Raw genomic sequence first — 14,666 nt, 5'->3', positions numbered from 1 at the left:
CGTGCACGCGCGCCGCACAGCGCGCGCACGCGGCAACCACATGCGTCCGCCCGCGCCCACCCGCCCCAGCACGAGGAGCCCGCCGATGTCGCGTCCCCGCTACGCCTACCTCGGTCCGGCGGGCACGTTCACCGAGGTGGCCCTCCGGCAGGTGGTGCGCCCCGAGGACGCCGAGTACCTGCCCCAGGCCGACGTCGTGAGCGCCATCGAGTCGGTGCGCTCCGGGACCGCCGACCACGCGGTCGTCGCCATCGAGAGCACCATCGAGGGCGGCGTCACCGCGACCCTCGACGCGCTCGCCGTCGGCAGCGCGCTCGTGCTGCAGCGCGAGGTGCTCGTGCCCGTCGGCTTCACCCTGGTCGGCCGGCCCGGCGTGGCGCTCGCGGACGTCCGGCGGATCGCCGCGCACCCGCACGCCTGGGTGCAGTGCCGCCGCTGGCTCGGGGAGCACGTGCCCGGCGGCGTGCACGTGGCCGCCGCGTCCAACACCGCCCCCGCCGCGCAGCTCGCGTCGCCCGGCGCCGGGGACGACCTCGGGTTCGACGCCGCCCTCGTCCCGCCGGCCGCGGTCCCGCACTACGGCCTGCACGTGCTCGCCGAGGGCGTCGCGGACAACCCGCACGCCGTCACGCGGTTCGTCGTCGTCGGCCGGCCGGGGGACGTGCCGGCGCCGACCGGTGCCGACAAGACCACGCTGGTCGTGCACCTGCCCAGCAACGAGGCCGGCGCCCTCCTGACCATGCTCGAGCAGTTCGCCGCGCGCGGGGTCAACCTGTCGAGGATCGAGTCGCGGCCCATCGGCGACTCGCTCGGCCGGTACTCGTTCTCCATCGACGCCGAGGGGCACATCGCCGAGGAGCGGATGGGCGAGGCGTTCATGGGCCTGCACCGCGTCTGCCCGCAGGTGCGCTACCTCGGGTCGTACCCCCGGGCCGACGGCCAGGCCGCCGACGTGCACATCGGCACCGCCGACGACGACTTCCGCACCGCCCGGGACTGGCTGCGCGCGGTGCGCGGCGGCGCGAGCGTCTGACTCAGGTCCGCGCGACCCGCACGACCAGCGCGCCCGGGTCGACCCGCGCCGCCAGCTCCGTCGCCTGGCCGATCACGTCGCCGTCCACCTGCACGTACTCGCCGCCCGACACGGTCAGGTGCACCTCGCGGGCCCGCGCGTGGTCGATCCGGCCGATCTTGGCGGGCAGCTGGTTGCGGACGCCGACCCCCTGCAGCACCACCTCGCCCAGCAGCTGCGCCCAGCCGGCGACGCCGCCGCGGGTGTCGATCGCCGCGACGTCGAGCCAGCCGTCGTCCAGCTCGGCGTCCGGCAGCAGCGTGATGCCGCCCGGGAGCCGGCCGCAGTTGCCGACCAGCAGGCTGCGCACGCGGGCCGGGGTCGCCGGCTGGTCGTCCAGCTGCACCATCGCCCGCAGCCGGCGGCCGTGCAGGTGCTTGATGCCCGCGACGAAGTAGGCCATCCAGCCCACCCGCGCCTTGAGGTCGTCGTCGGCGTCCGCGACCATCGCCGCGTCGAAGCCCACGCCCGCGATGACCAGGAAGATGTGGTCGCGCGGCACGTCGGTGTCGGCGGGCAGGTCGTCGGCCGCCTCGGCGATGTCGTCGTCGACGTCGGACTCGAAGGCCAGCACCCGGAGCCAGCCCACGTCGATCGTCCGGTCCGTGCCGTCGAGCGCGATCTGCAGCGCCGCGAGCGGGTCGCCGATCGGGATGTCCAGGTTGCGGGCCAGCAGGTTGCCGGTGCCGACCGGGACCAGGCCCATCGGCACCCGCGTGCCGACCAGCGCCTCCGCGACCGCGCGCACGGTGCCGTCGCCGCCCAGCGCCACGACGATGTCCGCGCCGCGGCCGACCGCGTCCTTGGTCTGGCCGATGCCCGGGTCCTCCAGGGTCGTCTCCAGCCAGAGCGGCTCGGGCAGGTACTGCTCGGCGCAGGCCCGCCGCACGGCGACGCGCAGGTCGGGCACGCCCGGCTTGGTCGGGTTCGCGACGAACGCGACGAGCGGCCCGCGCGGCGCCGGCTCGGCCGACGTCGCGGTCGCCGGGTCCACGGGCCCGGCGACGGTGCCCAGGATGCGCCCCGCCCGGCCCGCCTGCCGCTCGGCGGCGGTCGCCCGCCAGGCGGCGATCCCGACGACGAGGGCGGCCACCGACAGCACGGCGGCGGCGACGGCCAGCCATCCCTCCCACGTCATGTGACGAATCTACGGGCGAACCCGCACCGCTGCCCATGCCCCCGGCCTCACCCGTCGACCGCCGCGGCTGCAGGGGCGTGCGCGCGGCGGTCGGTAGGCTCGCCTGGTGATCGATCTCAAGCAGCTGCGGCAGGACCCCGACGTCGTCCGGGCGAGCCAGGTGACGCGCGGTGACGACCCGGGCCTGGTGGACCAGGTGCTCGACGCGGACGCCCGCCGCCGCGCGGCCCTGACGGACTTCGAGACGCTCCGCGCGGAGCAGAAGGCCCTCGGCAAGAAGGTCGCGTCCGCGCAGGGCGAGGAGAAGCAGGCGCTGCTCGCGCAGGGCAAGCAGCTCGCGGAGCAGGTCAAGGCGCTGCAGGCCGACGCCGACGCGGCGGAGGCGCTCGCCACGGAGCTGGCCCGCCGCATCGGCAACGTCGTCGAGGACGGCGTGCCCGCTGGCGGCGAGGACGACTACGTCGTGCTGCGGCACGAGGGCACCCCGCGCGACTTCGCGGCCGAGTACGGCGCCGACTTCGCCGTCCGCGACCACCTGGAGCTCGGCGAGGGCCTGCAGGCGATCGACACGGAGCGCGGCGCGAAGGTGTCCGGCGCCCGGTTCTACTACCTGACCGGCGTCGGCGCCCGGCTGGAGCTGGCGCTGCTGAACGCGGCCGTCGACCTGGCGCTGCAGGCCGGCTTCACGCCGGTGATCACGCCGACCCTGGTCAAGCCGGAGGTCATGGCGGGCACCGGGTTCCTCGGCGCGCACGCGGACGAGATCTACCGCCTGGAGGCCGACGACCTGTACCTGGTCGGCACCAGCGAGGTCGCGCTGGCGGGCTACCACGCGAACGAGATCATCGACCTGTCGGCGGGCCCGCGGCGCTACGCGGGCTGGTCGGCCTGCTACCGGCGCGAGGCCGGGTCGTACGGCAAGGACACCCGCGGCATCATCCGCGTGCACCAGTTCCACAAGGTCGAGGCGTTCTCGTACACGACCATCGAGGACGCCGCGGACGAGCACCGCCGCATCCTCGGCTGGGAGGAGCAGATGCTGGCGCTGGCCGGCCTGCCGTACCGCGTCATCGACACGGCGGCGGGCGACCTCGGGTCCAGCGCCGCCCGCAAGTTCGACTGCGAGGCGTGGCTGCCCAGCCAGGAGCGCTACCTGGAGCTCACGTCGACGTCCAACTGCACGACGTTCCAGGCCCGCCGGCTCGGCATCCGCGAGCGCACCGCCGACGGCGAGGTGCGCCCGGTCGCCACGCTGAACGGCACGCTGGCGACGACGCGGTGGATCGTCGCGATCCTGGAGAACCACCAGCAGGCCGACGGCTCGGTCCGGGTCCCCGAGGGGCTGCGGCCCTACCTCGGCGGCCTCGAGGTGCTCGAGCCGGTCGTGCGGGCCGGGGGCGCGTCGCGATGAGCCACCCGCGCACCGCGGCCGGCACGCTGGTCGCCCTCGACGTCGACGGCACGCTGATGACGTACGACGGCGTGCTGTCGCCCGCGGTGCGCGAGGCCGTCGCCGCGCTCCGGGACGCGGGGGCGCACGTGGTCCTCGCGACGGGCCGCGGCGTCCGCAGCGCGGTGCCGGTGGCGTTCGACCTCGGGCTGACCGAGGGTTGGGTGGTGTGCTCCAACGGCGCCGTCACCGCGCGCCTCGACCCGGCCGCCGAGGGCGGCTACGAGGTCACGAGCACGACGACCTTCGACCCCGAGCCGGCGCTGCGGGTGCTCCAGCTGGAGCTGCCCGACGCGCTGTTCGCCGTCGAGGACCTGGGGCTCGGGTTCCGCGTCTCGCGCCCGTTCCCCGACCACGAGCTGACCGGCGAGCAGCGGGTGCTCCCGTTCGACGAGCTGGTCGCCGAGCCCGCGACCCGCGTGGTGGTGCGCGACCCGGGCAGCACGCCCGAGGAGTTCCACGAGCTGGTCGAGCGGGTCGGCCTGCACCAGGTGTCGTACGCCGTCGGGTGGAGCGCCTGGCTCGACCTGACGCCCGGCGGGGTGTCGAAGGCCAGCGCCCTCGAGGAGCTGCGGCGCGCGCTCGGCGTCGAGCCGTTCGCCACGGTCGCGGTGGGCGACGGCGGGAACGACGTCGAGATGCTCCGCTGGGCCGCGCGCGGCGTGGCGATGGGGCACGCGCCGGAGCACGTGCTCGCGGCGGCCGACGAGGTGACCGGCACCATCGCCGACGACGGCGCGGTCGCGGTGCTCCGCAGCGTCGGCCACGTCGCGGGCTGACCGCCCGCACGCTCCCGCGGCCCGACACGCCGACCGGCGCGCCGCGGTCGCGCTCCCACGCGGGCAAGCCCTTGCCCGAGGGTGGACCCGGCCCGCTCCGGCGGAGCACAATCCCCGCCATGGCGCACGGCATCGTCGACGTGGCCCGGGCGGCCGGGGTGTCCACCGCGACCGTGTCGCGCGCCCTGCGCGGCCTGCCGAACGTCACGGCGGCGACCCGCGAGCGCGTGCAGCGTGCCGCGGACGAGCTCGGCTACGTCCCCTCGCCCTCGGCGTCGTCGCTCGCCTCGGGCCGGACGCGGACGATCGGCCTGATCACGCCGTGGGTGGCGCACTGGTTCTTCGCCAACGTCATCGAGGGCGCGGAGCGCGCGCTGCGGGTCGAGGACTTCGACGCCCTGCTCTACACGTTCGAGGTGTCGCGCGAGGTGCGCCGCCGGAGCCTCGACCCGGACGTGCTGCGCCGGCGCGTCGACGGCGTGCTGGTCGTCGGGCTGCCGCTGGAGCCGTCCGAGGTCGCGGCGCTGGAGGACCTCGGGTACCCCCTGGTGTTCGTCGGCGCCGGGGCGCCGGGTCACGTGACCGTGGGCCTGGACGACGTCGCGACGGCGCGGCGGGCGGTGGCGCACCTCGCCGACCTCGGGCACCGGGCGATCGCGCACCTCAGCGGCGAGCCGGACGACGTGCTGCCCTGGTCGCCGGCGCTCCGGCGCGCGGAGGGATGGCGGGCCGAGCTGCGGGCCCGCGGGCTGCCGGACGCGGGGCTGGAGGTGCACGGGCACTTCGACGTCGCGGGCGGCCGGGCGTCGACCCACGCGCTCCTGGACCGCCGGCCGGACGTCACCGCGGTGTTCGCCGCGTCGGACGAGATGGCGATGGGCGCGATCCTCGCGGTGCGGGACCGGGGGCTCCGGGTGCCGCGCGACGTCTCCGTCGTCGGGGTCGACGGGCACGACATGGGGGAGCACCTGGGGCTGACCACGATGGCGCAGAGCGCGCACGACCAGGGGGTCACGGCGGCGTCCATGCTGCTCGAGATGATCACCGGCGCACCGGTGCCGCGGGAGGTGATCTTCCCGACGGTGCTGGTCGACCGGGGGTCCACCGGAGTCGTACGTGACCAAATCGTGACAACTCCGACGCCGGAATCGGTTGTGCCGCACGGCATGTAAACGCTTGCATAGGGTCCACGCGCCGGGGCGTACCGCTCCGGCCATTGAGCAACCACGACGAGGTGGAGGCACGCATGACCAGGATTCGTCGTCGCGGCACGGCCGCGATCGCCGGCGGGCTCGGGCTGGCGCTCGCGCTCGCGGCATGTTCCGGCGGGGGAGACTCCGGGGACGACGCCACCGACACCGGTGGCGACACCGGCGCCTCGGGCGAGATCGACTGCGCCCCGTACGAGGAGTTCGGTGACCTCGAGGGCACGACGGTGTCGATCTACACGTCGATCGTCGAGCCGGAGCAGCAGACGCAGGAGGACTCCTACGACCCGTTCGAGGAGTGCACCGGCGTCACCGTCGAGTACGAGGGCTCGCGCGAGTTCGAGGCGCAGCTGCTCGTCCGCATCCAGGCGGGCAACGCCCCCGACATCGCGTACCTGCCCCAGCCCGGCCTGCTGAAGACGATCGTCCAGGACTTCCCGGACGCCATCGTCCCGGCACCGGAGGCCACGTCGGCCAACGTCGACGAGTTCTTCACCGAGGGCTGGAAGGAGTACGGCTCGGTCGACGGCACGTTCTACGCCGCCCCGCTCGGTGCCAACGCGAAGTCGTTCGTCTGGTACTCCCCGAGCATGTTCGAGGACGCCGGCTACGAGGTCCCCGAGACCTGGGACGACATGATGGACCTGTCCCAGCAGATCGTGGACGACGGCGCCATGCCGTGGTGCGCGGGCGTCGAGTCCGGTGACGCCACCGGCTGGCCGGGCACGGACTGGATCGAGGACGTGGTGCTCCGCACCGCCGGCCCCGAGGTCTACGACCAGTGGTACACCCACGAGATCCCGTTCAACGACCCGCAGATCGTCGACGCGTTCGACACCGCGGGCGAGGTGCTCAAGAACGACGAGTTCGTGAACGCGGGCCTCGGCGGCGTCGACTCGATCGCCACCACGCCGTGGACGGACGCGGGCTTCCCGATCCTCGACGGCACCTGCTGGATGCACCGCGCGGCCAACTTCTACGCCACGCAGTGGCCGGAGGGCACCGAGGTCGCCGAGGACGGCGACGTCTACGCGTTCTACCTGCCGACCAACCAGACCGACATCAAGCCGGTCCTGGGCGGCGCGGAGTTCGTGGCGGCGTTCGACGACCGTCCCGAGGTGCAGGCGTTCCAGACGTACCTGTCCAGCGCGGACTGGGCCAACACCAAGGCCAAGACGACCCCGATGGGCGGCTGGGTCAGCGCGAACAACGGGCTCGACCCGGAGAACCTCGCCACCGACTTCGACAAGCTGTCGGCCGAGATCCTCTCCGACCCGAACTCGGTCATCCGGTTCGACGCGTCCGACCTGATGCCGGGCGAGGTGGGTGCCGGGACGTTCTGGACCGGGATCGTCAACTGGCTGACGGGGTCCTCCACGCAGGAGGTCACCGACCAGATCGAGGAGTCGTGGCCGGCCGCGTCCTGAGCGCCCGGGTCGACGGGCTCGGTACGGACTGATCGGCGGCCGGCACGCCCGGCCGGACGGGGCAGCACCCGTCCGGCCGGGCGGTCCGGCGTGGCTCGGGAGGGCACATGGACTGGCTGACGCAAGCCGACACGGTGGGGGAGAAGTTCGCGCTCATGGGCGTGGCGATCCTCCTGTTCGTCGTCGTGATGGGGGCGATCCTCTTCCTGGTCGACCGACCCAAGAGGATCCCCCGGTGGGTGGTGGCGGCGGCGTTCGCCGGCCCCGCCCTGCTGCTGCTCGCGTGGGGGCTCGTGCGCCCCGCGCTCATCACCGTCTACAACTCGTTCTTCGACCGCCGCGGCGCGGAGTTCGTCGGGGTGGACAACTACCAGCGCGCGCTCACGGAGGGGCAGTTCCAGAACGTCCTGGCCAACACGGCGATCTGGGTGATCCTGGTGCCGGTCGGGTCGACCCTGATCGGCCTCGTGTACGCGGTGCTGGTCGACCGCACGCGGTTCGAGCGGCTGGCGAAGGCGCTGGTCTTCATCCCGATGGCGATCTCGATGGTCGGCGCGTCGATCATCTGGAAGTTCGTCTACGAGTTCAAGCCGGACCAGCCCGGCGTGAAGCAGACCGGCCTGCTCAACCAGCTCCTCGTCTGGGTCGGGCTGGAGCCGCAGCAGTTCCTCATCAACGCGCCGATGAACACGCTGTTCCTCATCGTCGTGATGGTGTGGATCCAGACCGGGTTCGCGATGACCGTGCTGTCCGCGGCGATCAAGGCCATCCCCGACGACATCGTCGAGGCGGCCCGCCTGGACGGCCTGCACGGGATGAAGATGTTCCGGTTCATCACGGTGCCGTCGATCCGGCCGGCGCTCGTGGTCGTGCTCACCACGATCGCCATCGGCACGCTCAAGGTGTTCGACATCGTCCGCACGATGACGGGCGGGCAGTTCGACACCCAGGTGATCGCGAATGAGTTCTACACGCAGGCGTTCCGGCAGAACAACCAGGGGCTCAGCTCCGCGCTCGCGGTGATCCTCTTCATCCTCGTGATCCCGATCGTCGTCTACAACGTCCGGCAGCTGCGCAAGTCGGAGGAGATCCGATGACCACCACACCGCTGCCCCCGACGGGCGCGATCCCGCAGGCGGTCGACGACACCGCCGCCGGCGCCGGTGCCGGCGGCTCCCGCCGGCTCAGCCGCCTCGAGAAGCGCGCCGTCGCCACCAAGGGCAAGCTCTCGTCGCCCTGGGCGTCGTTCCTCGCGATCGTCATCGCGATCCTGTGGACCGTCCCGTCGGTCGGCCTGCTCGTCACCTCGTTCCGGCCCGAGCTCGACATCCGCCGCTCCGGCTGGTGGACCGTCTTCGGCGGGATCTTCACGGGCGAGGCCGAGTTCACGCTCGACAACTACGACCAGGCGCTCTTCGGCTCGGGCGCGAACCTGTCGACGTTCTTCGTCAACTCGTTCGTCATCACGATCCCCGCGGTGATCATCCCGATCACCATCGCGCTGCTCGCGGCGTACGCGTTCGCGTGGATCGACTTCAAGGGCCGGTCGTTCCTGTTCGTCGCGGTGTTCGCGCTGCAGATCGTGCCGCTCCAGGTGGCGCTGGTGCCGCTGCTGACGGACTACGTGCGGGCCGGCGTCGCCGGGTCGTTCTGGACCGTCTGGCTGTCCCACTCGATCTTCGGGCTGCCGCTGGCGATCTTCCTGCTGCACAACTTCATGAAGGACATCCCGGCCTCGCTGGTCGAGGCGGCCCGCGTCGACGGCGCCGGGCACGTGAAGATCTTCTTCCAGGTGCTCCTGCCGCTGCTCGTCCCGGCGATCGCGGCGTTCGGCATCTTCCAGTTCCTCTGGGTGTGGAACGACCTGCTGGTCGGCCTCACGTTCGCGAACACGGGGTCCCGGCCCCTGACGGTGGCGGTGGCCGAGATGGCGGGCAGCCGCGGCGGCGACTGGCACGTGCTCACCGCCGGGGCGTTCATCTCGATGATCGTGCCGCTGATCGTGTTCATCTCGCTGCAGCGGTACTTCGTCCGCGGGCTCCTCGCGGGGTCCGTCAAGGGCTGACCCGTCCGCCGGAGCGCGCTCGACGGCCGTCCCGCGCGGGCGGCCGTAGAGTGCGCTCCGGTGAGCACTGCACGGGAAGCCCAGGACGGCACGCGGGCCGCGGGGCCGGCGACGCCGCTCGGCCGTGTCCCCGCCCCCGCGCTGTTCCTCGTCTCCGGCCTGGCCCAGTACGGCGGTGCGGCGCTCGCGGTGGCGCTGTTCGCCGTGATCGCGTCGCCGACGGTGGCGTGGCTGCGGATCGCCGTCGCCGCCGTCGTGCTGCTCGCGTGGCGCCGGCCGTGGCGGGTGCGGTGGACCCGGGCCGAGCTCGTGGCGGCCGTGGCGTTCGGCGTCGTCCTCGCCGCGATGAACGTGTCGTTCTACGTCGCCATCGACGTCCTGCCGCTCGGCACCGCCGTGGCGATCGAGTTCCTCGGCCCGGTCGCCGTGGCGGCCGTCACCGGACGCACCTGGCGGGAGCGGCTCGGCATCGTCGTCGCCGCGGCCGGGGTGGTGGCGCTCGCGGGCGTCGAGCTGCGCACCGGCGGCGAGGACTCCGTGCGCGGGCTGGTGGCCATCGGCATCGCCGCGGCGTGCTGGGCGGGTTACATCCTGCTCGGCCGCCGGGTCGCGCAGAGCGCGCGCCCGGACGGCGACCGCGGACCCGACGGCATCACCTCGCTGGCCGTCGGCATGGCCGCGGGTGCGGTCGTCGGCGCGCCGTTCCTGGCCGGGCCGGCGGCGCCGGTGCTGCACGACGCGGGCCTCGCGGCGGCGGTGGTGGGCATCGCGGTGCTGTCCTCGGTCGTGCCCTACGCCATCGAGCAGGTGGTGCTGCGCCGGGTCACCGCGGCGACGTTCGCCGTGCTGCTCGCGATGCTGCCCGCCACCGCGGCGGTCGTCGGCGCGGTCGCCCTGCGGCAGTGGCCGCACGGGTGGGAGGTCGTCGGGCTCGCGTGCGTGTCGGTGGCGATCGTGCTGACCGCGACCCGGCGCGCGCCCGCCGCGGACCGGTAGCGGCCCGGCATCACCTCCTCCTCACCCACGGTTCCGCTCAGGTAGCGCGGGCAGCGGCCGACCTGTCCTCCGTCGGCTCGTCGTCGACCGCGCTCAGGAGGACCCCCCGTGCACCGACCGCTCGTCCACGCGCGCACCCGCCGCGACACCCCGACCACTCCGCCGGGGTCGTGGCTGACCGGCGCACGAGCCCGCGCCACGGCGGCCACCGTCGTCCTCGCGGGCCTGAGCGCCACCCTCGTGCTGACCGGTGACGGTGGGCCGACGGCAGCCGGCCCGGCTCCGGAGAACGCGCAGACGGCGCCGGCGGGCCAGGTGCCGGCGGGCCAGGTGCCGGCGGGCCAGGTGCCGGCGGGTGGAGGCGGCGCCCCGTCCGGTGCCGGTGCTGGTGCCGGTGCTGCTGCCGTGCCCGTGGCTCCGGTGCCGTTGACCGTGCCGGACGTCCTCGAGCCGGGGACGACGGCGACGGTCCCGGTCCCCGACGTCCCGGAGGGCGCCACCGGCGTGCTGCTCGACCTCACCGTCACGCAGGTGCTGCAGCCGGGCGACCCCTGCGACCCGGCGTCCTGCCCGGACGGGGCGTCCGCGTCGCCGCGGGCCGGCCACGCGTCGGCGGTCGACGTCAGGCTCAGCGGCCCGGACGGTGACCAGGTGGTCCTCTCCGCAGGGGCCGAGCGGGTGCGGGTCGAGGCCGTGCCGCAGGGCTTCGTCGTCGGCCCCGTCGCCGACGCCTCCGGGCCCGGCGTGACGCCCGCCGGATCGCTCGGCGTGACCACCGGGGGGCTCTTCATCATCGACTGCGACATCTACCTGGACGGTCCCGCGCCGGCACCGGACCCCTCGCCGGGGCCGCCGGCGACCGCCGACCGGCGGTCGCTCAAGGTGTCGGGCACGGTGCTGCGCGACGCCGGCGGCACCGGGGACGTCGTCGACCTCCGGGGCACCAACCTCGGCGGGTGGCTGCTCCAGGAGGGCTGGATGTCACCGGCCGGCGAAGCGCCCCTCGCGCGGACCGGCTGGACCGCGTCGGCGGACGCGACCGGGTCGGGAGACTGGCCTGCACGCGCACTCGACGGCGACCCGTCCACCCGGTGGTCCAGCGGTCGCGAGCAGACCGTCGGGCAGACCTTCACCGTCGACCTCGGGGCGGCGCGCACCTTCGACGAGGTGTCCTTCGACGCGGGGTCGAGCACCGGCGACGTCCCGCCCGGCTTCGTGGTGCGGGCGTCGCACGACGGCAGGTCGTGGTGGGACGTCGGGTGGGGCCGCGGCACCGGGCAGAAGAGCACCGTGCACACCGACTACCAGACGGCCCGCTACGTCCAGGTCGCGATCACGGAGGCCGACCCGGCCCGGCGGTGGTGGTCGATCAGCGAGTTCCACGCGTACGTGTCGGACGAGTACAACACCCGCCGCGTGCTCACCGAGCGCTTCGGGACCGCGGTGGCCGACTCGCTGGTCGCCGGTTACCAGGACGCCTGGCTCCAGGAGTCCGACCTGGACGTGATCCGCGGGGTGGGCATGAACATGGTGCGCGTCCCCGTCGACTGGCAGGTCCTCATGCGACCGGACGGGACGATGCGGCCGGACCAGGACGCCTTCCGACGCCTGGACTGGCTCCTCGCCGAGGCCGGCGAGCGGGGGATCTACGTCGTCCTCGATCTGCACGGGGCCCCGGGCGCCGCGTGCCCGTGGCACTCCTGCGGGCAGGCCGGGTCCAACGCGCTGTGGTCCGACGCCGTCCAGCAGGAGCGGACCGTGCGCATCTGGCAGCGCATCGCCGCCCGCTACGCCGGGAACCCGACCGTCGCGGCCTACGACCTGCTCAACGAGCCGCTCGTCACCATGGGTGCGGGGGAGTCCGCGGAGCAGACCCGCCAGAAGTTCGACCTGTACGACCGGCTCTACGACGCCGTCCGGGCGGTCGACCCGGACCACGTCGTCGTGGTCGCCGCTTTCTACACGTGGGAGAACGCCCTGCCGCCGTCCAGCTACGGCTGGACCAACGTGATGTACCAGACCCACCACTACCGGTTCTCGGCGACCGGCGACCACGCGGCGATGCAGCAGTTCGTCGACGACGAGCTGGCCCGGCTCTCGCAGTACCGCGCGCTCTGGCAGGTCCCGGTGTACGCGGGCGAGTTCCACATGGGGGAGTTCGACGACCTCTACAGCCGGTGGCTGACCGGGCTGAACGGGATCCACGCCGCGTGGAGCACCTGGACCTACAAGGTGCGCGGCGGCGGCCACTGGGGCCTCTTCCAGGACAACGCCGGCCCCGTCCCCGACCTCGCCGCCGACACGCCCGAGACGATCGCCGCGACGTGGGCACGCTTCGCCACCTCCGGCTTCGTCCCCAACACCCGGTTGCAGGACGTCCTGCGAGCCGCCGCGGCGCCCCGGGCGACCCCCACCGTGCCGAGCACGATCGAGGCAGAGGGCTACGTGCAGGCGGGCGGCCTGCAGTCGGAGCCGAGCACGGGCGGCGGCGTGAACCTGGGCTGGACCGACCCCGGGGACTTCGTCCAGTACGACGTCGTCGCCCCCGCGGCGGGGACGTACCGGGTGACGCTGCGCGTCGCGAGCCCGGGTGGCTCGCCCGGCGCACTCCGCGTCGTCTCGCCGGCGTCGAGCTCGCCGGTCTCCGTCCCCGCCACGGGCGGCTGGCAGAGCTGGACGGACGTCACCACCACCGTGCGGCTCGGCGCCGGCTCCCAGCGGATCCGGCTGCAGGTCGACGGCTCGGGCTGGAACCTCGACCGGCTCGGGATCGCACCGGTGTGACCGGCACGCGACGACGCCGGTCCTCGCTCGCTCGCGGTCGGCCGGGCGCTGAGCCGTCGTCCGGCTAGAGGTACTGCCCCGGCCCGGGCTCGGCCCCCGGGGCGCCCGGACCGCCGGCGGCAGCACCGGGCACGCCCGGGCCCCCGGGCAGCGCACGCCGCATCTGCGTCAGCTGGGCCTGCGCCGCCATCTGCTGCGCCACCAGCGCCGTCTGGATGCCGTGGAACAGGCCCTCCAGCCAGCCGACCAGCTGCGCCTGCGCGATCCGCAGCTCCGCGTCGCTCGGGGTCTGCTCGTCGGCGAACGGCAGCGTGATGCGGTGCAGCTCGTCGATGAGCTCGGGGGACAGCCCGTCCTCCAGCTCGTGCAGCGAGCGCTCGTGCACCTCGGCCAGGCGCGCGCGGGCCGCCTCGTCGAGCGGTGCGCTGCGCACCTCCTCCAGCAGCTGCTTGATCATCGTGCCGATGCGCATCACCTTGGCCGGCTGACCCACGGTGACGGGCCCGCCGTCCTCGGGGGCGTCCTGGCTGCCGGCCGGGTCGCCGCCGACCACCACCAGGCGCGGGTCCTGCGGTCCGGGCGTGTGGTCGCTCATGCGCGCCATCCTCTCGCGTCGGGCCCGCCGTCACCAGCCGCCCGCGGTGGTCAGGGGACGAGCAGGACCTTGCCGAACACCTCGCCGGAGTCCAGCAGGCGGTGGGCGTCACCGGCGTCGGCGAGCGGCAGCCGCGCGTGCACGACGGGCCGCAGCCGGCCGTCGGTGAGCATCGGCCACGCGTGCGCCCGGACGTCGGCGACGATCCGCTCCTTCTCCGCGAGCGGGCGGGCGCGCAGCGTCGTGCCGATGACGCTGGCCCGCCGGGCCATGAGCAGGCCCAGGTCGATCTCGCCCCGGGACCCGCGCTGGGTGCCGATCACGACGAGCCGGCCGCCGGTGGCGAGCACCTCCAGGTTGGTCGCGAGCCCGCCCGCGCCGAGCACGTCCAGCACCACGTCCGCTCCGTGGCCGCCGGTCGCCGCGCGGACGGCCGCGACCACGTCCTCGGTGCGGTGGTCGACGACCGTGCGGGCACCGAGCTCGCGGCACCGCGCGGCCCGCTCCGCCCCGCCGGCTGTCGCCACGACGTGCGCGCCGAGCGCCGCGCCCAGCTGGACCGCCACCGAGCCGACGCCGCCGGAACCGCCCTGGACCAGCAGCACCTCGCCCGCGGCCAGCCGCCCGGCGTCGACGACGTTCGTCCACGCTGTGAGCAGCGCCTCCGGCAGACCGGCCGCGTCCACCAGGTCGACCTCGTCCGGCACGGGCAGCAGCAACCCGGTCGGCACGGTCGCCGCCGTGGCGTAGCCGCCGCCCGGCAGCAGGGCCGCGACGCGGGCCCCGACCGGCCACGCCACGGCGTCCGCGCCGGGCCCGTGACCTGCGACGACGCCCGAGATCTCCAGGCCGGGCCACTCCGGCGCGCCCGGCGGCGGCGGGTACCGGCCCTCCCGCTGGAGCAGGTCCGCGCGGTTCACGCCCGCGGCCGCCACCCGCACCAGCACCTCGCCCGGACCCGGTTCGGGATCCGGGCGGTCGACCACCCGGAGCTGCTCCGGACCACCCGCTGTCTTGACCGCGACCACCTGCATCGTGCGAGCCTACGCACCGGGTCCCGCGGGTGTCCTCGCAGGTGTCCTCGCAGGACAGGGTGGATGAAACCGTCCGTTGCGCTCATGTCGGGGCGCGGGGGCGCCGATGAGGTTCGGA

General features: G+C 74.3%; 12 protein-coding genes. 9 read left to right on the top strand and 3 right to left on the bottom strand.

What is annotated here, in order from left to right; genetic code table 11:
* Positions 1 to 85 precede the first annotated feature (85 nt).
* On the top strand, positions 86 to 1,033 hold the full coding sequence (gene pheA / locus ACWPWW_RS09925; RefSeq protein WP_454050143.1) for a prephenate dehydratase: 948 nt from the start codon (positions 86 to 88) through the stop codon (positions 1,031 to 1,033).
* 1 nt (position 1,034) lies between these two features.
* Here pheA and ACWPWW_RS09920 read toward each other — a convergent pair whose 3' ends face one another.
* Positions 1,035 to 2,210, bottom strand: a complete 1,176-nt coding sequence (locus ACWPWW_RS09920) for a diacylglycerol/lipid kinase family protein (protein WP_454050142.1) — start codon at positions 2,208 to 2,210, stop codon at positions 1,035 to 1,037.
* Positions 2,211 to 2,316: 106 nt separating this feature from the next.
* Between ACWPWW_RS09920 and serS the strand changes: the two genes are divergently transcribed.
* The 8 genes from serS (at position 2,317) to ACWPWW_RS09880 (ending at position 12,919) form a co-directional block, all read left to right on the top strand.
* Entirely contained in the window at positions 2,317 to 3,621 is a 1,305-nt protein-coding gene (gene serS, locus ACWPWW_RS09915) for a serine--tRNA ligase (RefSeq protein ID WP_454050141.1), read from the top strand.
* The gene (locus ACWPWW_RS09910; protein WP_454050140.1) at positions 3,618 to 4,439 is read left to right on the top strand and encodes an HAD family hydrolase; all 822 of its coding nucleotides are present in this window, start codon (positions 3,618 to 3,620) and stop codon (positions 4,437 to 4,439) included. Before serS ends, ACWPWW_RS09910 begins: the two co-directional genes overlap by 4 nt.
* Positions 4,440 to 4,558: 119 nt before the next feature.
* The gene (locus ACWPWW_RS09905; RefSeq protein WP_454050139.1) at positions 4,559 to 5,611 is read left to right on the top strand and encodes a LacI family DNA-binding transcriptional regulator; all 1,053 of its coding nucleotides are present in this window, start codon (positions 4,559 to 4,561) and stop codon (positions 5,609 to 5,611) included.
* A 74-nt stretch (positions 5,612 to 5,685) separates the two neighbouring features.
* Entirely contained in the window at positions 5,686 to 7,074 is a 1,389-nt protein-coding gene (locus tag ACWPWW_RS09900; protein ID WP_454050138.1) for an ABC transporter substrate-binding protein, read from the top strand.
* A 107-nt stretch (positions 7,075 to 7,181) separates the two neighbouring features.
* A complete protein-coding gene (locus tag ACWPWW_RS09895) occupies positions 7,182 to 8,171 on the top strand; it encodes a carbohydrate ABC transporter permease (protein ID WP_454050137.1) in 990 nt (329 codons plus the stop codon).
* Positions 8,168 to 9,139 (top strand): carbohydrate ABC transporter permease, encoded by a 972-nt coding sequence (locus ACWPWW_RS09890; protein ID WP_454050136.1) that lies wholly within the window; start codon positions 8,168 to 8,170, stop codon positions 9,137 to 9,139. The genes ACWPWW_RS09895 and ACWPWW_RS09890 overlap by 4 nt, the downstream gene beginning before the upstream one ends.
* Positions 9,140 to 9,280: 141 nt before the next feature.
* Positions 9,281 to 10,135: an EamA family transporter gene (locus ACWPWW_RS09885; protein WP_454050431.1), complete on the top strand. Its 855-nt coding sequence runs from the start codon at positions 9,281 to 9,283 to the stop codon at positions 10,133 to 10,135.
* A gap of 108 nt (positions 10,136 to 10,243) precedes the next feature.
* A complete protein-coding gene (locus ACWPWW_RS09880) occupies positions 10,244 to 12,919 on the top strand; it encodes a cellulase family glycosylhydrolase (protein ID WP_454050135.1) in 2,676 nt (891 codons plus the stop codon).
* A gap of 64 nt (positions 12,920 to 12,983) precedes the next feature.
* On the opposite strand, the gene ACWPWW_RS09875 is transcribed toward ACWPWW_RS09880, so the two are convergent.
* Both ACWPWW_RS09875 and ACWPWW_RS09870 read right to left on the bottom strand, forming a co-directional pair.
* On the bottom strand, positions 12,984 to 13,523 hold the full coding sequence (locus tag ACWPWW_RS09875) for a bacterial proteasome activator family protein (RefSeq protein ID WP_454050134.1): 540 nt from the start codon (positions 13,521 to 13,523) through the stop codon (positions 12,984 to 12,986).
* A gap of 41 nt (positions 13,524 to 13,564) precedes the next feature.
* Positions 13,565 to 14,548, bottom strand: coding sequence for an NAD(P)H-quinone oxidoreductase (locus ACWPWW_RS09870; protein ID WP_454050133.1), 984 nt, complete (start codon positions 14,546 to 14,548; stop codon positions 13,565 to 13,567).
* Positions 14,549 to 14,666: the final 118 nt, after the last annotated feature.

The organism is Cellulomonas sp. Marseille-Q8402, from assembly GCF_965119525.1.
This window is presented reverse-complemented; position numbering and strand designations above follow the sequence as displayed.